The sequence below is a fragment of the Asanoa sp. NPDC049475 genome, from assembly GCF_040676915.1.
GTDB lineage: Bacteria > Actinomycetota > Actinomycetes > Mycobacteriales > Micromonosporaceae > Asanoa.
The window spans coordinates 510,115-526,460 of the sequence record NZ_JBFAPY010000003.1; the positions used below are offsets into that span (position 1 = coordinate 510,115).

The window sequence follows — 16,346 nt, forward strand, 5'->3', positions numbered from 1 at the left end:
TGCCAATGATCGAGAGGTTCCACCCCGAGGGGCTCCCCGCACCGACCGTGCCGCTGTCGCCTGCCACCAAGGCGGGCGACTTCGTCTTCGTCTCCGGCCAGATCGCCACCGACCACGAGAACAAGGTGTTCATCGGCGACTTCGCCCAGGAGGTGGAGCGCACATTGGACAACGTGGAGGCGGTGCTGGCCGCGGCCGGCGCGCGCCGCGACCAGATCGTCAAGATCGGTGCGTTCCTGTCCAACGCGATCCTGTTCGCGCCGTTCAACGAGATCTACCGGCGCCGATTCCCGGAGGCGCCGCCGGCCCGCACCACGGTGGTCGTCGCGTTCGGCCACCCCGACGTACGCGTGGAGATCGAAGCGATCGCCTACGTGGGCTGACGCCTTCATGGGCGGCCGGCGACCCGGAGGGAACGGTGCACGATGCGCAGCGCCGTGACGAAGTCCGGGTCGTCGGTCACCGCCTTGGCGGCGTCCTCCAACGCGGCGACGTAGACCTGCTGCTTGGCCGTGCCGAACTCGCCTGCCGGGCCGGAGACGCTGATCGCGGCCAGGCACTCGCCGTCGATCCGCACCGGCACCGCGACGCACCGCAGGCCGACGCTGCGCTCGCTGTCGTCGAGCGCGAAGCCGCGCCGCGCCACCTTCTTCAGGTCCTTGCGCAGGTCCGCCAGCGTGGTCAGGGTGCTCTCGGTGAACGACGGGAACGGCTCGGCCGGCACGGCCGCGGCGACCTGGTCGTCCGGCAGCGCGGAGAGCAGCACCTTGCCGAGACCGGTGGCGTACGTGTGGTCGCGCGCGCCCAGCGAGCTCGTGAACCGCAGCGGCCGGTCCGGCTCGGCGACACAGATGTGCAGCACCTGGTCGCCGTCGAGCACGCCCAGGTTGGCGGTCTGCCCGGTCTGCACGGCGACCGGCTGGAGGTAGCGCTCGGCGACCACCGTCAGGTCCAGGTTGGACACGTACGCGGCCGCCAGCCGCTGGACCTTGTGGCCCAGCCGGTACGACGGGCGGTCGTCGACCCGGACCAGGTATTCCATCTCGGACAGCACCGCCAGCAGGCGTACGAGCGTGCTCTTGGGCAGCGCGGTCGCGTCGCTGAACTCGGTCAGGGTCAGCGGCTCGGGCGCCGCCGCCAGCATCTCCAGCAGGGCGAGCCCGCGGGCGAGGGCGTTGGCGTGGTAGTTGGCCGACGCCGGCTTGGCGTCGTCGACGGAGATGCGGGGTGCTCTCGGCATTGTGGACTCTCCTACGCGCCGCCGACAGTGGCTGGAACCTCGGGGAAATGACACGCGCTGGGGTGGCCGACGCCGATCTTGTCGATCAGCGGGGGCGCCTCCTGCGCGCACACATCCTGAGCCTTCCAGCACCGTGTGCGGAACCGACAACCGGTCGGTGGGTTACTCGGACTGGGTACGTCTCCGGCCAGCGTGATCCGCTCACGCTCGTCGCGGCCGAGAGGGTCGGGCACCGGGATCGCCGACAACAGCGCCTGCGTGTACGGGTGGGTCGGCGCGGTGAAGATGTCGGCGCGGGTGCCGACCTCCACGATGGAGCCCAGGTACATCACCGCGACCCGGTGCGAGATGTGCCGTACGACGGAAAGGTTGTGTGAGATGAAGACGTAGGCCAGCCCGAGCCGGTCCTGGAGCCCGCGCAGCTGGTTGATGACCTGGGCCTGCACCGACACGTCGAGCGCGCTGACCGGCTCGTCGAGCACCAGCAGGCGGGGGTTGAGCGCGAGTGCCCGGGCCAACCCGATCCGCTGGCGCTGCCCGCCGGAGAACTCGTGCGCGTACCGCCGGGAGTGCTCCGGCCGCAGCCCGACCAGCTCCAGCAGCTCGCGGACCCGGTCGGCGCCACCGTCGGCGTAGCGACCCTGCACCCGCAAGGGCTCGGCGACGATCTCCTGCACGGTCATCCGCGGAGACAGTGACGCGTACGGGTCCTGGAACATGATCTGGATCGCCTGCCGTTTGGCTCGCAGCTCCCGATGGGAGAGCGCGGCCAGGTCGGAGCCTTCGAACAGGATCTTCCCGGCGGTCGGCTCCAGCAGACGCACCAGCAGCCGGCCGGTGGTCGACTTGCCGCAGCCGGACTCGCCGACCAGGCTCAGCGTCTCGCCGGTCTCCAGCTCGAGGTCGACGCCGTCGACGGCCCGGATCTCCCCGACCTGCCGCCGCAGCACGCCACGCCGGATCGGAAAGTGCTTGTGCAGGCCCTCCACCTTCAGCAAGGACGTCATGCCAGCTCCTCGTGGTAGTGGCAGGCGCTGGTGCGGCCATCGCCGATCGCCAGCAGGGGCGGCCGGTCCGTGCGGCACCTGTCACGGGCCAGTGGGCAGCGGGGATGGAACGCGCAGCCGGCGGGCGGGTCGGCCATGTTCGGCGGGTTGCCGGGGATCGGGTCGAGCTGGTCGACGTCGACGTCCATCCGGGGCAGGCTGGCCAGGAGCCCTTTCGTGTACGGGTGCCGGGGCTGCGCGAACAGTTCCCTGACACCGGCCGACTCGACCACGCGGCCGGCGTACATGACGACGACCCGGTCCGCGAGCTCGGCCACGATGCCGAGATCGTGGGTGATCAGGATGGTCGCCGCACCGGTCTCCGCCTGCGCCTTCTTGAGCAACGCCAGCACCTGGGCCTGAATCGTCACGTCGAGCGCGGTGGTCGGTTCGTCGGCGATGATCAGATCGGGGTCGTTGGCGATCGCCATCGCGATCATCGCGCGCTGACGCATGCCGCCGGAGAACTCGTGCGGGTACTGCTTGACCCGCTCTGCCGGATCCGGCACACCGACGAGCCGCAGCAACTCGACCGCCCGCTGCCAGGCGGTCTTCTTGTCGGGCCGCGCCTGGTGCAACACCACCGCTTCGGCAACCTGAGCCCCGATGGTCATCACCGGGTTCAGCGCGGTCATCGGATCCTGGAAGATCATCCCGACCGGCCCGCCACGGATCTTCCGCAGCTCGGCGGCGGACAGGGTCCGCAGGTCCGTACCCCGGAAGGCGATCGCCTCGGCCTTGACCTCGGCGGCCTTAGGCAAGAGCCGCAACACAGACATCGCGGTGACAGTCTTCCCGGACCCGGACTCCCCGACGATGGCAACGATCTCCCCGGCCGCGACGGCAAGGGTGACCCCGGTGACGGCGTGCACCACGTCGTCGTCGGTGTGGAAGTCGACGCTCAGATCCTCGATGCGCAGCAACTGCGCCTCGCCGGCCCGCTCCGCGGGCACGGCCCGGGACGCGGGCGTTGCCGCAACCCCAGACCCGGGCGTTGCCGCCGGCGCGGGGGTTGTCGCCAACCCGGGATCCCGCTCGGCCGTCATGACGACGACCTTGGGTCGACGGCGTCGCGGAGGCCGTCGCCGATGAAGTTGACTGCTAGGACCGTCAGCGCCACCGCGATGCCCGGTGAGAGCCACAGCCAGGGCTCCGACCGGATCACCGTGAGGCTTTGGGCGTCCGTGAGCATGTTGCCCCAGCTTGCTGCCGGGGGTTGTACGCCCAGACCGAGGAAGGACAACGTGGCCTCCAGGGCGATGGCCTGCGCCACGGCCAGCGTGGCGACCACGCTGACCGGCGGCAGGGCGGCCGGGATGATGTGCTTGCGCATCAGCCACAGTGGACCCGCACCGGTGGCTCGGGAAGCCAGCACGAACTCCTGCTCGCGCAGCGAGAGCGTGACGCCCCGGACGATCCGGCCGCAGACCGGCCACTGGAACAGGCCGATCGCGATCACCATGGTGAGCACGCTGGGGCCGAGGACGCCGGCCACCACCACGATCACCACCAGCGACGGGAACGACAGGAAGACGTCGGCCAGCCGCATCACCAGGCCGTCTACCCAGCCGCCGAGCAGGCCCGCGATGCTGCCGAGGACCGTGCCGATCACGACCGCGATCGCGGCCGACGCTATGCCCACGCCGAGTGAGATCCGGCCGGCGAAGAGCAGCCTCGAGAGCACGTCGCGGCCCGTCGAGTCGGTGCCGAGCAGGTGCGCGCCCGACGGGCCGGAGCGGGCGCTGAGCAGGTCGATCGCGTTGGGGTCGTGCCCGGACAGCGGCCGCGCGAAGATCGCGGCCAGCACCACCAGCGCGATGAACACCACGCTGACCAGGGCCGCCGGGTGCTTGCGGAAGCGGCGCAGGGCGGCCCTCGCCGGCGTGCGAGCGGCCGGCGCGGACACCGTCGTGGCGGTCATCGCAGCCTCACTCTCGGATCGACGACGGTATAGAGCACGTCGGCCAGCAGGTTGGACAGCAGCACCAGGATCGCGATCAGCAGGGCGAAGCCGACGATCACCGAATAGTCGTGCTGGTTGACCGAGCTCACCGCGAGCTGGCCCATGCCCGGCCAGGCGAAGACCTGCTCGATGACGACGGCGCCGGCGAGCAGTTGCGGCAGGTTGGTGGCGATCACGGTGAGGACCGGGATCAGCGAGTTGCGGAACGCGTGCCGCAGGACGACCCGGCGCGGCGTGGCGCCCTTGGCGTTGGCCGTGCGCACGTAGTCGGCGCCCAACTCGGTGATCATGCTGCTGCGCACGTACCGCATGAAGGGTCCGGAGTTTCCGAAGCCGAGGATCAGCGCCGGCAGGACCAGGTGGTGCAGGGTGTTCAGCAGGCTCGGGTTGGTCGGGTCCGAGATGCCCGACGAGGGGAACCACTGGAACTTGAGCGTGAACACGTAGATCACGATCAGCGCCACGAAGAACACCGGCACCGAGACCGAGCCGAGGCTGACCACGGTGGCGCCGTAGTCGAGCCACGAGTTGCGCCGGCGGGCAGCCAGGATGCCCAGGGGGAACGCGATCAGCAGCGAGACGAGCAGGCCGACGCCCATCAGCTCAACGGTCGGGCCGACCCGCTCGCCGAGCACCTCGGTCACCGGGCGGCCGTTGAGCAACGAATAGCCGAGGTCGCCGTGCAGCGCGTTGGTCAGCCAGTGCCAGTACTGCGTGACCAGCGACCCGTCCAGGCCCAGCTCGGCCCGCTTCTGCGCGATGAACTCCGCACTGCCGGAGTTGAGCTGGTCGGCCGGGATCTGCATGGCGATCGGGTCGCCCGGTGTCTTGTGCACCAACGCGAAGATCGCGATGGTGATCAGGAAGAAGACCAGCACGTTGATCGACAATCGCCGGACCAAGAATGCGCCCATACTCACTCCTTTCGGTGGTGCGGACCGCGGCCGGGCCGGTCGCCGTTGACCAGCCCGACCACGGTTGCCCTGGTCAGCCCGTGATGCTCCAGCTCGCCGGATCCCAGAAGTAGGCGTCCTGCGAGCCCGCGGCCTGGAAGCCCTGCACCTTCTTGTTGACAGCCCACAGGCCGTACGGAGAGTAGAGCCACATCAGGTCGGCCTGCTCGTTCTCCAGCTTCGCGGCCTGGTCGTAGAGCGCCTTGCGCTGCGCGTCGTCGGCCGTGGAGTTCGCCTGGGCCATCAGCTCGTCGAGCTGCGGGTTGCAGAAGTAGTTGATGTTGCCACCGGCCGGGTAGGCGTTGGCACACGCGGTGATCCCGTTGATCGTCGACGAGTCCACCGCGTAGTTGCCACCGCCGTAGAGCACCATGTCGTACGTCTTCTCGGCGTACGTCTTGGGGATCTCGGCCGCCTGGATGTTGACCAGCTTCACCTTGACGCCGACGGCCGCGAGCTGGCTCTGCACGATCGTCGAGGTGGCGTCGCGGTCACGCTGGCCGTGCACCCACTGGAGCTGGATCTCACGGTTGTTGTCCCAGCCCGCCTCGGCCAGCAGCTGCTTGGCCTTGTTGACGTCCTGGGCATACTCGTTGAGACCGGCGGGCTCGTTGGCCTTGGCGAAGTTCGAGAGCCGGACCTCGGCCTTGCCCGCGAGTACGGTCTGCACGATCTGCTTGCGGTCGAGCGCGTACAGGAAGGCCTGGCGGACCTTGGCGTCCTTGAAGTAGGGCTTCGCCTGGTTGAGGGCGATCCGGACGAACCCGGCGCCGGGCTTCTCCTGCGTGGTAACGGTGCCGAAGCCGCTGACCGTCTCGATGTCGGTCGGTGAGTACGAGGCGATGTCGATGCCGCCGTTGCCGAGCTGCGCCGTGGCGTTGTCGGACGTCATCGGCTTGAGGTAGACGTCCTTGATCTTCGCCGGGTTGCGGTAGTTCGCGTTGGCCGTCACGTGCACGTACTGGTTGGTCTTGTACTCGACGAACGTGTACGGGCCCATGCCCACGGTCGGCTTGCGGAAGAACTCGTTCTTCGCGACCGTCTCCGGGCTGTCCTTGCCCAGGATGTGCTCGGGCAGGATCCACACGTTGCCGATCAGCGCGAGCAGGCCGAAGTTCGGCTTGGTGGCCTTGATGACGAACGTGTTGTCGTCGGGAGCGGTGAAGCCCGAGATGCTGGTCGCCTTGCCGCCGACGAAGTCGGTGACGCCCGCGACGCCGCTGTAGTTGCCGGCCGTGGTGCTCGTGGTCTTCGGGTTCGCCATCAGGCTGTACGTGAACAGCACGTCCTTGGACGTGAACGGCGTGCCGTCACTCCACTTGAGACCCTGACGGAGCTTGAAGGTGAACGTCGTCGCGTCCGGCGAGACCTCGTAGCTCTCGGCCAGCCGGGGCTGCAGCTTGTAGTTGGGGTCGACGCCGAGCAGGCCTTCGTAGATGAAGGACATGACTTGGCCGTCGGGACCACTGACCGGGGCCATCGGGCTGAACACCCCGGCCGGCTCCTGGTAGAGGTAGATGTTGAGAGCCTTGTTCGCGGTCGATCCGCTGCCTTCAGGGGTGGTCGACGGCCCCGTGCATCCGGCGACCGCGAGAGTGGCGACGGCCAAACCGACGACCGCCGTCCGTATCCGGTTTCTGAACATGGTGGACCTCTCAGTGGGGGCGGTTGCTACGCAACCGTGTTGCGGAGTTGGCCCAGCTGGCCGACGACGACGGTCATCACGTCACCGGCCTTCAGGTATTCACCCGTCGCGGCGCCCACGCCGGACGGCGTACCGGTGAGGATCACGTCACCGGGCTCGAGGGTCATCAGTCGTGACGCGTGTGCGACGAGCTCCGCCACGCTGAAGATCATGTCCTTCGTGGATCCGGTCTGCTTGGTCACCCCGTTGACGTCGAGGTGCACAGACAGCGCCTGCGGGTCCGGCACCTCGTCAGCGGTGACCAGCCATGGCCCGAGTGGCGCGAAGCCGTCGAGCCACTTGCCGGCCAGCCAGTCGAAGAACCAGACCTGCTTGTCGTCGGTGTCGCGCGGGAAGCCGTAGTCGACCGAACGCGCGGAGACGTCGTTGGAGGTCATGTAGCCGGCCACGGCGTCGAGGGCGTCCGCCTCCGCGATGTCGCGGACCCGGCGGCCGATCACCACTGCGAGCTCGGCCTCCCAGTCGACCTCGGAGCTGACCGCCGGCAGCGGGATCGTCGCGTCGGGGCCGACGATCGACGTCGGCGGCTTGAGGAACAGCCGGGGGCTCAGCCGCGCCTTGTCCAGCGGCTCGGCGCCGGACTCCGTGACGTGGTCCTGGTAGTTCGCGGCGGCCGCCAGCAGCTTGCCGGGGCGCAGCAACGGTGCCAGCAGCTCGACGTCGGCCAGGGCCACCTCGAGCCGGCCCTCGGTGCTGCCCCCGTTGAGGTAGCCCTCGAGGTCACCGTCGCCGAACTCCACCACCCGGTCGTCGTCCGTCAGCCGGCCGTGGCGCACCTCGCCGGCGCGGCGGTAGGTGACGAGTCGCATCGTTGCTCACTCCTTCGTCTCGACCGGGTGGCCGGTCGCCATGGATCGTTGTGCGGCTTCGATCACGCGCTGCGCCTGCACCGCGTCGTGGGGGCCGATCGCCGCGCGGCCGGCGGCGATGCCCGCCGCGAGCACGTCGAGCAGCGCGTCGACCGTGCCCGGCCCGGTCCACACCGGACCGTTGGTGCCGGTGGTGCGCACCTGGAGGGCCGGCTTGCGGGCGTCGACCGCCAGCACGCCGTGCGAACCGCTGATCCGGTAGCGGTGCACCGCGAGCCCACCGGGCGGCACGTCACGCAACTCCGGCACCCGACCGCAGACGATCGTGCTGGTCACCCCGTGGTCGTGGTCGAGCAGCAGCGTGACCAGATCCGGCGAACCGGTCGCGTGCACCCGGCGCACCTCGAGGCCGAGCAGGGCACGCACCACGTCGACCGGGTAGAGACCGAAGTTGACGAGCTCGCCGGTGGGCGCGGGATCTCCGCCGGCCACGATGAAGTCGCACTGCACGTTCCACGGCAGCCCGACCCGGCCGGCCCGGACGGCACCGATCGCCGACCGCAGCGCGGGTGCCAGTCGCTGGTGGTGCGCCGGCACGACCACCACGCCGTGCTCGGCGGCGAGCCGCTCGATCTCTTCCGCCTCGGCGAGCGTGGCGGCCAGCGGCTTGTCGGCGAGCACGTGCTTGCCCGCCCGCACCGCGTCGGCGACGGCCTTGCCGCGTTCCGCCAACGGCAGCGCGATGCTGAGCACCTCGGCCTCGTCGACGTTGTCGACGACCTGGAAGCCGGGGTGCCGCTCGAACGCCGGCCCGTACATCGAGCTCTGGTGGTCCTGGGTGCCGATGCCGGCGTTGCCGACCAGCGCGACGCGGGTCATGCCATCACCGCCACGGGCCTGCCGGTCGCGATGGACTCCTCGACCGCGACGCCGAGCGTCACCGCGCGGACCGCGTCACCGACCGGCATCAACGACGGAGCGCCGCCGATCGTGTCGAGCCACGCGCCGAGCTGCGCCGCGAAACCGTTGCCGCCCGCGGCCGGCAGGGTCGAGGTGCCGCTCTCGCCGAAGACGAGCGACGACTCGCCGTCCCAACCCTGCTCGACGATCCCCTCCGTCCCCGTGACGAGAAGCTCACGTTGCGCGATGGAGCCCGGGCGGTGTGCCCGGCTCATCTCGCAGACCGCGGTCGCGCCGTCGGCGTAGGTCACCACCATCTCCAGGTAGTCGTAGATCCGCAGCTCGGCCGCGGTCTGCTTGCGGCCGCGGGCGAACACGCTCGCCGGTTGGCCGTCGAGCCACCAGGTGGCCAGATCCAGCAGGTGTACGCCGTTGTGCAGCGCATGACCGCCGGAGCGCTGCGGGTCACCGACCCAGGCGCTCCAGTCGGGCCAGATCCAGCCGCCGAGGATCGCCAGCCGGACCAGTCGCGGGCGGCCGATCAGGCCCGCGTCGATGGTCTGCTTGACCGCTCGGCCGTAGTCGTAGAAGCGGTGCGTGTGCGCGGCGACCAGCACCTTGCCGGCCGCCTGGAACGCGCTCGCGAGCCGCTGTGCGTCGGCGACCGTGGTGGCCAGCGGCTTCTCCACCAGCAGGTGCTTGCCGGCGGCGGCGACCGCGAGCCCGATCGGCGCGTGCGTGTCGTTGGGAGTGCAGAGGATGACGGCGTCGACGCCGGGCCACGCCAGTGCGGTGTCGAGGTCGGGGGCGTGCCGGATGCCGCCCTGTTTGCGGGCGAACGCCGCGGCGCGGCCCGGCGCGGCGTCGACGATCCCGATGAGCTCGGCCCGCGGGTCGGCGTCGATCGCACCGCTGTGCGCATCGGCGATGAAGCCGGCGCCCACCAGCACGATTCCGATCCGATCCATCGACGTGACCTCCCCAGGCACGGAACGATGTTTCATGTTCGGTCATCCTGTGGTCGACGGGGAGCCCTGTCAAGGTCGCATGTGTAAAACATGGAACGCCTTGCCATGTTGATGACGGTTGTTCTAGCGTCGGCTCCGCCAGCCCAACTGGATACGAGGTCGCACATGCCATCCCCTGAATCCCCGCGCGGCAAAACCATCGCGGACGCTGCCGCGGCTGTCATCCCCGGCGGCGTCAACTCGTCGACCCGCTACATCGGCGCGCCGTACGCGTTCGTCGAGGCCGAGGGCGCCTACCTGACGGACGCCGACGGCCGGCGCTACCTGGACTACCACGCAGCGTTCGGCGCGATCCTGCTCGGCCACAACTCGCCCGTCGTCAACAACGCGATCCGCGACGCGCTCGGCGGCGTCGACCTGACCGGCATCGGTGTCACCGAGGCCGAGGTGCGCCTCGCGCAGCGGATCGTCGAGGTCATCCCGTCCGCCGAGTCGATGATCGCCACGATGAGCGGATCGGAGGCGACCGCGCAGGCGATCCGGCTGGCCCGCGGCGTCACCGAGCGAGACCTCATCATCAAGTTCCAGGGCGGATTCCATGGCTGGCACGACGCGGTGGCCCGCAACGTCATCTCCACGCCGGAGAAGGCGTACGGCCGGGATCCGCTCTCCAAGGGCATCCTCGACCAGGCCGTCGACGCCACCCTGATCGCGGAGTTCAACGACCTCGAGTCCGTGTCGGCGCTCTTCGACGCGCACCGCGACCGGATCGCCGCCGTCATCCTCGAGCCCATTCCGCACAACGTCGGCGCCCTGCTGCCGACGCAGGAGTTCGTCGAGGGTCTGCGCAAGCTGACCGAACAGCAGGGCGCGCTGCTCATCTTCGACGAGGTGATCACCGGCTTCCGGCACGCGCTCGGCGGCTACCAGCAGGTCATCGGCGTGACGCCGGACCTGACCACGTTCGGCAAGGGCATGGCCAACGGCTTCCCGGTCGGCGGCCTGGCCGGCCGGCGCGACCTGATGGAGCACTTCAACGGCCAGACCGGCGACGTGCTCATGGCCGGCACGTTCAACGGCAACCCGATCGGCTGCGCGGCCGCCCTGGCCACCATCGACTACCTGGCGTCGCACCCGGACTTCTACACGCGGACCCACGCCCTCGGCGAGCGGATGCGCGCGGGGTTGCGGGGCATCCTGTCGGAGCTCGACATCGAGGCCACGGTGGCCGGCTTCGGCGGCGTGTTCGCGGTCTACTTCCTGGCCGGACCGGCGCTCGGCTACCGCGACCTCCTCCGAAACGACCACACGGCGTACGTGGCCTTCCACCGCGGCATGACGGACCGGGGCTTCCTCATGCTCCCGATGTCGCTGAAGCGCAACCACGTCTCGGGCTCGCACACGGAGGAAGAGGTCGACCGCACCCTCGAAGCGGCCCGCGAGGTCCTCAAGACGCTGCGCTAAGGCAGGCCGCCCGACGGCCCGCCCTGACGCGGGCCGTCAGGGCAGGTCGCCGGCGCGGTCGACGATCGCGGTGCGCAGCCGGGCCGTGCTCATGAACAGGACGTCTTCGCCGTCCCGACTGAGCAGGTAGCGGTCGCCCAGGTAGGCGAAGGTGTCGCGGTCGAAGATGATGTCATTCGAGCCGCCGGACATGCCGGACGGCCGCAGTGCGATGCCGGGCCGCCCCGCCGCGTCGGCGACGTCGCCCGGCACCACGGTGACGCCGGGCACCCGGGCCATCGCCTCGAAGAGAGCCGCGCGGGACGGTGGCGGGAGGTATCCCTGGAGAAAATCCTGCGCGGTGACCCACGGCCGGCTGGGGCTCGCCTCGATCGCCGCCAGGTCGGCACCCGGCGGCAGGTCCCCATCGATCGGATACTCACGCAGGTAACGCAGCATGCTGTCGGCGTCGGTCGGCAGATCTCCCAGATAGCCGAGCGGACGTCCCATCTCGGGATAGATGGTGTCCTCACGCCACGGACCGCCGATCGCCTCGTCCCAGCGGCGCTGCCGCCACTGTTCGCCAGGGTCGACGGGGACCCACTGTTGGAGACGGACCGTGGTGTACCGGTCGAGGGTCACGGGATCCGCCAGGATCGCCCGCTCCTCGGTGAAGACCCACTGGTCCCGGCGGGCCGTCAGGGTGGGTTCCTGCCGCGCCGCCCGTGCCGCGTCTCGCAGGATCAGCTCGGCGCTGGCCGCGGCCGGCCGCTCGCCGACCAGAGGCACGGTCACCGCGGCGGCGGTCAGCGTGACAGCGGCCGCGGCCATCAGCACGCGACGTCGTGACGGCGGAGCCGCCGGCTCCGGGCGAGCGGCCACGTGCGCCCGCAACTCGTCGAGCAGGCGCTCCTCGTATCCGGAAAGAGTCATGATCGGTCTCCTCAACGGGTCGCGAGCGAGAGTCGGACGGCCCTACGCGCGCGGTGCAACCGGACGCGCGCGGCCACGGCGGTGATGCCCAGCGCTTGGGCGGCCTCGGCGGTGGTAAGCCCGTCGACCGCGACGAGCTCGAGCAGCGCCCGCGTGTCGTCTGGCAGCCCCTGGATCGCGTCGTACGTGCGGCGGGCCGCGGCCTCGGCGTCGATGCGCTCCTCGATCCGCGCGATGTCGTCGGCGTCGAGCACCCGGTGCCCGGCCGCCTCGGCGGTCGCCCTCCGGTGCCGGTGCCAGCGCCGCCGCTCCGCCGCGATCACGTTGCGCGCGACGCCGAACAGCCAGCCGACCTCGCTGCCCCGGGAGGCGCGGTAGCCGGCCGCCGAGTCGATCGCCGCGAGAAACACCTCGGCGGTCAGGTCGGCTGCGGCCTGGGGATCGTCCACCCGGCGCGCGACGAACCGGCCGACCACCTCGACGTGGTCCCGGTAGAACGCTTCGAACGCCACCGGATCGTGCCCGATCGTGGTCAGGTCGTACGCCATCGGCCCTCCCGCCGTCTGCCTTCACCCTTCCCTTGGTTCGCGGCGGGCCGAGCGTTACACGCGGAACCGCCCGGGTCCGTTGTGGGATCCGGGCGGTTCGGCGTGCGTGCGGGTCAGTCGCAGGCTGTGCCGTTCAGGCGGATGTTGCTCGGGCGGCCGGTGCCGGTGCCGTTGGCGAGGAAACCGAAGTTCGCGCTGTCGCCGGTGTCCAGGCCGCCGTTCCAGCTCTCGTTGCGGGCCGTCACCGAGCGACCGGACTGGCTGACCCGGGCGCCCCAGGCGCTGGTGATCCGCTGGCTGCCGCCGAACGTCCAGGTCAACCTCCACGAGCTGATCGCCGAGCCCTCGTTCCGCACCCGGACGTTGCCGATCAGCAGGCCCGCTATGCCGTTGGCGCTGTAGCTGACCGTGCACTCCACGTCTGGCTCGTTCGGCGTCTCACTCGGCGTCGGAGAAGCGGTCGGAGACGTGGTCGGGTCCACCGTCGGCGTCGCGGTCGGCGTTGCCGTTGGGGTCGTCGTCGGGTCTGTCGTCGGCGTCAGGGTGGGCGTCGGCGAGGGCGTCGGCATCGTCACCGTGAACTTGAAGATGCGGTCGTCGCTCGGCGCCGGGTTGCCCCGTCCGTCGCGGTTGCTCGTGGCCACCCAGAGCGACCCGTCAGGCGCCTTCTCGACCGTACGCAGCCGACCGAACCGCCCGTTGAGCGCGGCCACCGGCGTGCCGACCCCGCCCGAGCCGTCCAGCGGCACCACCCAGAGCCGGTTGCCGCGCAGCGACGCGACGAACAGGGAGTCGCCGATGATGGCCGCGCCGCTCGGTGAGGCTTCGACCGGGCTCCAGGTCAGGAGCGGGTTCCGGTACGCCGTGTTGGTGGAGTTTCCCTCCACGACCGGCCAGCCGTAGTTGCCGCCCGCCTCGATCCGGTTGACCTCGTCGTACGTGTCCTGGCCGAACTCCGTCGCGTAGAGCCGGCCCGCCGAGTCCCAGGCGAGGCCCTGCACGTTGCGGTGGCCGAGGCTGTAGACCGGCGAGCCCGCGGTCGGGTTGTCATCCGGCACGCTGCCGTTGGGCCGCAGCCGAAGGATCTTCCCGTTCGGGCTGGCGGGGTCCTGCGCGCGGCCGGGCACCCCGGCGTCGCCGACTCCGGCGTAGAGCATGCCGTCCGGCCCGAACGCGATGCGGCCGCCGTTGTGCACGTTGGCCTTGACGATCCCGGTGAAGACCGGGGTCTGTGCGGCCATGTCGGCCAGCGTGAAGCGCACGATGCGGTTGTCGGTGGCCGACGTGTAGAAGGCGTAGACGAGGTTGTCGGTCGCGTACGTCGGCGACACCGTCAGGCCGAGCAGACCACCCTCGCCGCCCGCGACGACGCCGGGCACCACACCGACGATCTGCGTCGGCAGGCCGGGTCGTACGCGCAGGATCTGTGCCCGGTCGCGTTCGGCGACGAGTCCGGAGCCGTCCGGCAGGTACGTCATTCCCCATGGCACGCGCAGGTTGCTCGCGGCCGTGGTCGGGTTGGTGAAGTCGACGGTCGGCGTGGTGGCGGACAGCGCGTTCCGGGTCGCCGGCCGGTCCACCGCGACGGCGATCCCGGCGACGCTCAACGCGACGCCGGCCACGGCCGCGGCGGCGGCTATCGCGGGTTTGTGCATGGACATCTCCCGAAGCGAAGGGGGCTCTTGTGTTCGCCACGGTGCCAGCCGGCATGAGAAGGTTACGGCCAGATTGGACATTTAACGCAAAAGGGTGAATCGCCCAGAACGGGCCTCCGGCCAGGCCGCGATCCGCTAAGGCTTGCGCCACATAGGACTGATCGGAGCGGGCGCCAGGGCGACCAGCGCCGCCAGGCCGACCACGGCGACCAGCACCGCGTACCCGGCGACGGTCTTCACCAGGCCGACCGGGCCGATCAGCTCACCCGCGACGATGGCCGGCACGCCGAACGACAGGTACGAGACGACGTAGACCGCCGCGAACAGGCCGGCCCGCTCCGGATCCGAGACCAGCGGCGTCACGGTCCGCAGCGCGCCCGAGAAGGCCGCCCCCAACCCGACTCCGCTGACCACGCCGCCGACCCAGAGCAGCGGGAACAGGCCGGCACCGACCGCTCCCGCCAGCAGCGCCGCGCCGGCCACCACCAGCACCGCGCCGAGCGTCCGTGCGGCGCGCGCGGTGCGCCGGCCGAGCACGACCGCGGCGAGCGCGCCCGCGACCAGGGCGACGAACACGTACGCCCCGTGCACCACCCCGTCGCGGGTGCCGAAGACGCCGCGGACGACGGTCGGCGCGAGGCCGAGGAACAGTGCGGCCAGCATCCACGAGGAGACGAGCACGGGTGCGACCACCGCGCGGAACTCGAGCCGGATCCGGGAGGGCACATGCACGCGAGGCACCAGCGAGCGGACGGCGCCGGGCCGGCGGGCGACCGTCTCGCGGGACAGCGCGACCACCACCGTCGAGGCCACGGTGACGGCCGCGAGCGCGACGAAGACGAGCCGGTCGGCGCCGCGCGTCACGGCCACCCCGGTCAGCAGCGCGCCGACGCCGAGACCCGCCGACGGCGCGGCGGCGCCGACGATCGCGCCCAGCGTGCGGTGCCGGGCCGGCGCGAGCTCGACGATCCAGGCGGTGAACGCGCTCGTCGCCGCGCCCATGGCTATGCCCTGCACCACCCGGGCGCCGCACACCCACCAGATGTTCGACGCGAACACGAACATCAGCATCGCCGCCAACTGGATCGCCAGCGCGCCGAGCAGCACCGGTCGCCGGCCGAGGTGGTCCGACAGCGAGCCGGTCAGCAACAGGGTGGCGAGCACGGCGAACGCGTACACGCCGAACGCGACGGTGACCAGCGGCGGCGCGAAATTCCAGCGCTCACGCAGGTCGACCAACAACGGGGTCGGTGCGCCGGCGGCGACGAAGAGCGCCGCGAACGCGGCGGCGGCGCCGGCGAACGAGGCGCCGCGGCTCATCCGGGTGCGACAACGCCCAGGTACGAGCCGTCGACCCAGTCGCTGACGACGCCGGCGTAGTTGCCCGGCTGTTCCTCCCACGCGGCGTGCCCGCAGTTCAGCACGTCCAGGCGGCTGGCCGGCAGCTTCTCGTTGAGCACCTCGGCGTCGCGGGCCAGCCCGTACGGGTCGTCCCGGCCGGCGATGATCTGCACCGGCGTCCGGATCGTCGCCAACAACGGATCCAGGGCGGCCAGCTCCGCGGGGTACGACCGCAGGTAGGCCAGCGAACCCGCGAGGCGGTCACCGGCGTAGGAGGCGGCATAGTCGTCCCGGATCGTGCGTGGCAACCGGTCGTCGACGAAATCGGCCACCACGGCCTGGTCGGCGTCGTCCTCGACCAGCGTGCGCAGCGTCCCCTCCAGCGTCAGCGGATAGGTCGCCGCCCCGCCGCCGACGACCACGCTGCGGAACAGGTCGGGCTGCGCGGCCGCGGCGAACAGCAGTGCGGCGGTGCCGACGTCCGGGCCGACCGCGTGTGGCTGTTCGAGGCCGAAGTGGTCGACGAGGTGCGTGACGAACTCGCCCATCACGCGAGGTGACATCAGCTCCGCGCGCCCCTCGGAACGCCCGAAGCCGGGCAGGTCCACGGCGATCACCGGGCGTTCGGCCGCCAGCGCGGGCCAGGTCGCCGTGTACGCGTACAAGCTTTCCGGCCATGGGCTGAGCAGCAGCAGCGTGTCCGCTTCGCGGTCGGACCGGCTGACCGGGCTGGAAACGTACCGGATGCCCAGGTCGTCGATCACGTCGAACCGTTCCTCGTCCATCCCGCCAGCAGAACGCGTCCGCCCTTCCCCCGAATCACCTGAATACGTGAGCGGCGC

The 16,346-nt window shown here is 70.7% G+C and carries 16 protein-coding genes; 2 read left to right on the plus strand and 14 right to left on the minus strand.

Annotated elements, in window-relative coordinates; genetic code table 11:
* Positions 1-5: 5 nt before the first annotated feature.
* Entirely contained in the window at positions 6-383 is a 378-nt protein-coding gene (locus tag AB0J88_RS13580; protein ID WP_364345232.1) for a RidA family protein, read from the plus strand.
* A 5-nt stretch (positions 384-388) separates the two neighbouring features.
* On the opposite strand, the gene AB0J88_RS13585 is transcribed toward AB0J88_RS13580, so the two are convergent.
* The 9 genes from AB0J88_RS13585 to AB0J88_RS13625 all read right to left on the minus strand — a co-directional run bounded on the left by AB0J88_RS13585 (position 389) and on the right by AB0J88_RS13625 (position 9,584).
* On the minus strand, positions 389-1,240 hold the full coding sequence (locus AB0J88_RS13585) for an IclR family transcriptional regulator (RefSeq protein WP_364345231.1): 852 nt from the start codon (positions 1,238-1,240) through the stop codon (positions 389-391).
* Positions 1,241-1,251: 11 nt separating this feature from the next.
* Positions 1,252-2,247: an oligopeptide/dipeptide ABC transporter ATP-binding protein gene (locus AB0J88_RS13590; RefSeq protein WP_364345230.1), complete on the minus strand. Its 996-nt coding sequence runs from the start codon at positions 2,245-2,247 to the stop codon at positions 1,252-1,254.
* A complete protein-coding gene (locus AB0J88_RS13595; RefSeq protein ID WP_364345229.1) occupies positions 2,244-3,332 on the minus strand; it encodes an ABC transporter ATP-binding protein in 1,089 nt (362 codons plus the stop codon). Before AB0J88_RS13595 ends, AB0J88_RS13590 begins: the two co-directional genes overlap by 4 nt.
* The gene (locus AB0J88_RS13600) at positions 3,329-4,207 is read right to left on the minus strand and encodes an ABC transporter permease (protein ID WP_364345228.1); all 879 of its coding nucleotides are present in this window, start codon (positions 4,205-4,207) and stop codon (positions 3,329-3,331) included. Before AB0J88_RS13600 ends, AB0J88_RS13595 begins: the two co-directional genes overlap by 4 nt.
* Complete coding sequence (locus tag AB0J88_RS13605; protein ID WP_364345227.1) at positions 4,204-5,163, minus strand: ABC transporter permease; 960 nt, start codon at positions 5,161-5,163, stop codon at positions 4,204-4,206. Before AB0J88_RS13605 ends, AB0J88_RS13600 begins: the two co-directional genes overlap by 4 nt.
* A 73-nt stretch (positions 5,164-5,236) precedes the next feature.
* Positions 5,237-6,847: an ABC transporter substrate-binding protein gene (locus AB0J88_RS13610; RefSeq protein WP_364345226.1), complete on the minus strand. Its 1,611-nt coding sequence runs from the start codon at positions 6,845-6,847 to the stop codon at positions 5,237-5,239.
* 26 nt (positions 6,848-6,873) lie between these two features.
* A complete protein-coding gene (locus AB0J88_RS13615) occupies positions 6,874-7,716 on the minus strand; it encodes a fumarylacetoacetate hydrolase family protein (protein ID WP_364345224.1) in 843 nt (280 codons plus the stop codon).
* A gap of 6 nt (positions 7,717-7,722) precedes the next feature.
* Positions 7,723-8,595 carry a Gfo/Idh/MocA family oxidoreductase gene (locus AB0J88_RS13620; RefSeq protein ID WP_364345223.1) on the minus strand — a complete coding sequence of 291 codons (873 nt, stop codon included), beginning with the start codon at positions 8,593-8,595 and terminating at the stop codon, positions 7,723-7,725.
* Positions 8,592-9,584 carry a Gfo/Idh/MocA family oxidoreductase gene (locus AB0J88_RS13625; protein WP_364345221.1) on the minus strand — a complete coding sequence of 331 codons (993 nt, stop codon included), beginning with the start codon at positions 9,582-9,584 and terminating at the stop codon, positions 8,592-8,594. Before AB0J88_RS13625 ends, AB0J88_RS13620 begins: the two co-directional genes overlap by 4 nt.
* A 165-nt stretch (positions 9,585-9,749) precedes the next feature.
* On the opposite strand from AB0J88_RS13625, the gene AB0J88_RS13630 reads away from it, so the two are divergent.
* Positions 9,750-11,048: an aspartate aminotransferase family protein gene (locus AB0J88_RS13630; RefSeq protein WP_364345219.1), complete on the plus strand. Its 1,299-nt coding sequence runs from the start codon at positions 9,750-9,752 to the stop codon at positions 11,046-11,048.
* Between the two features lie 36 nt (positions 11,049-11,084).
* Here AB0J88_RS13630 and AB0J88_RS13635 read toward each other — a convergent pair whose 3' ends face one another.
* The 5 genes from AB0J88_RS13635 to AB0J88_RS13655 all read right to left on the minus strand — a co-directional run bounded on the left by AB0J88_RS13635 (position 11,085) and on the right by AB0J88_RS13655 (position 16,289).
* Positions 11,085-11,960: a CU044_5270 family protein gene (locus AB0J88_RS13635; RefSeq protein WP_364345217.1), complete on the minus strand. Its 876-nt coding sequence runs from the start codon at positions 11,958-11,960 to the stop codon at positions 11,085-11,087.
* An 11-nt stretch (positions 11,961-11,971) separates the two neighbouring features.
* Positions 11,972-12,508: a sigma-70 family RNA polymerase sigma factor gene (locus AB0J88_RS13640; RefSeq protein ID WP_364345215.1), complete on the minus strand. Its 537-nt coding sequence runs from the start codon at positions 12,506-12,508 to the stop codon at positions 11,972-11,974.
* A 113-nt stretch (positions 12,509-12,621) separates the two neighbouring features.
* Positions 12,622-14,169 carry a PQQ-dependent sugar dehydrogenase gene (locus AB0J88_RS13645; protein WP_364345213.1) on the minus strand — a complete coding sequence of 516 codons (1,548 nt, stop codon included), beginning with the start codon at positions 14,167-14,169 and terminating at the stop codon, positions 12,622-12,624.
* A 129-nt stretch (positions 14,170-14,298) separates the two neighbouring features.
* Entirely contained in the window at positions 14,299-15,483 is a 1,185-nt protein-coding gene (locus AB0J88_RS13650) for an MFS transporter (RefSeq protein ID WP_364345211.1), read from the minus strand.
* Entirely contained in the window at positions 15,480-16,289 is an 810-nt protein-coding gene (locus AB0J88_RS13655; RefSeq protein WP_364345209.1) for an alpha/beta hydrolase, read from the minus strand. The genes AB0J88_RS13650 and AB0J88_RS13655 overlap by 4 nt, the downstream gene beginning before the upstream one ends.
* Positions 16,290-16,346: the final 57 nt, after the last annotated feature.

Bases quoted from the DNA above. Each gene is read 5' to 3' on its own strand.
- AB0J88_RS13580 (WP_364345232.1), top strand. From the start codon at position 6: ATGATCGAGAGGTTCCACCCCGAGGGGCTCCCCGCACCGACCGTGCCG.
- AB0J88_RS13585 (WP_364345231.1), bottom strand. From the start codon at position 1,240: ATGCCGAGAGCACCCCGCATCTCCGTCGACGACGCCAAGCCGGCGTCG.
- AB0J88_RS13590 (WP_364345230.1), bottom strand. From the start codon at position 2,247: ATGACGTCCTTGCTGAAGGTGGAGGGCCTGCACAAGCACTTTCCGATC.
- AB0J88_RS13595 (WP_364345229.1), bottom strand. From the start codon at position 3,332: ATGACGGCCGAGCGGGATCCCGGGTTGGCGACAACCCCCGCGCCGGCG.
- AB0J88_RS13600 (WP_364345228.1), bottom strand. From the start codon at position 4,207: ATGACCGCCACGACGGTGTCCGCGCCGGCCGCTCGCACGCCGGCGAGG.
- AB0J88_RS13605 (WP_364345227.1), bottom strand. From the start codon at position 5,163: ATGGGCGCATTCTTGGTCCGGCGATTGTCGATCAACGTGCTGGTCTTC.
- AB0J88_RS13610 (WP_364345226.1), bottom strand. From the start codon at position 6,847: ATGTTCAGAAACCGGATACGGACGGCGGTCGTCGGTTTGGCCGTCGCC.
- AB0J88_RS13615 (WP_364345224.1), bottom strand. From the start codon at position 7,716: ATGCGACTCGTCACCTACCGCCGCGCCGGCGAGGTGCGCCACGGCCGG.
- AB0J88_RS13620 (WP_364345223.1), bottom strand. From the start codon at position 8,595: ATGACCCGCGTCGCGCTGGTCGGCAACGCCGGCATCGGCACCCAGGAC.
- AB0J88_RS13625 (WP_364345221.1), bottom strand. From the start codon at position 9,584: ATGGATCGGATCGGAATCGTGCTGGTGGGCGCCGGCTTCATCGCCGAT.
- AB0J88_RS13630 (WP_364345219.1), top strand. From the start codon at position 9,750: ATGCCATCCCCTGAATCCCCGCGCGGCAAAACCATCGCGGACGCTGCC.
- AB0J88_RS13635 (WP_364345217.1), bottom strand. From the start codon at position 11,960: ATGACTCTTTCCGGATACGAGGAGCGCCTGCTCGACGAGTTGCGGGCG.
- AB0J88_RS13640 (WP_364345215.1), bottom strand. From the start codon at position 12,508: ATGGCGTACGACCTGACCACGATCGGGCACGATCCGGTGGCGTTCGAA.
- AB0J88_RS13645 (WP_364345213.1), bottom strand. From the start codon at position 14,169: ATGTCCATGCACAAACCCGCGATAGCCGCCGCCGCGGCCGTGGCCGGC.
- AB0J88_RS13650 (WP_364345211.1), bottom strand. From the start codon at position 15,483: ATGAGCCGCGGCGCCTCGTTCGCCGGCGCCGCCGCCGCGTTCGCGGCG.
- AB0J88_RS13655 (WP_364345209.1), bottom strand. From the start codon at position 16,289: ATGGACGAGGAACGGTTCGACGTGATCGACGACCTGGGCATCCGGTAC.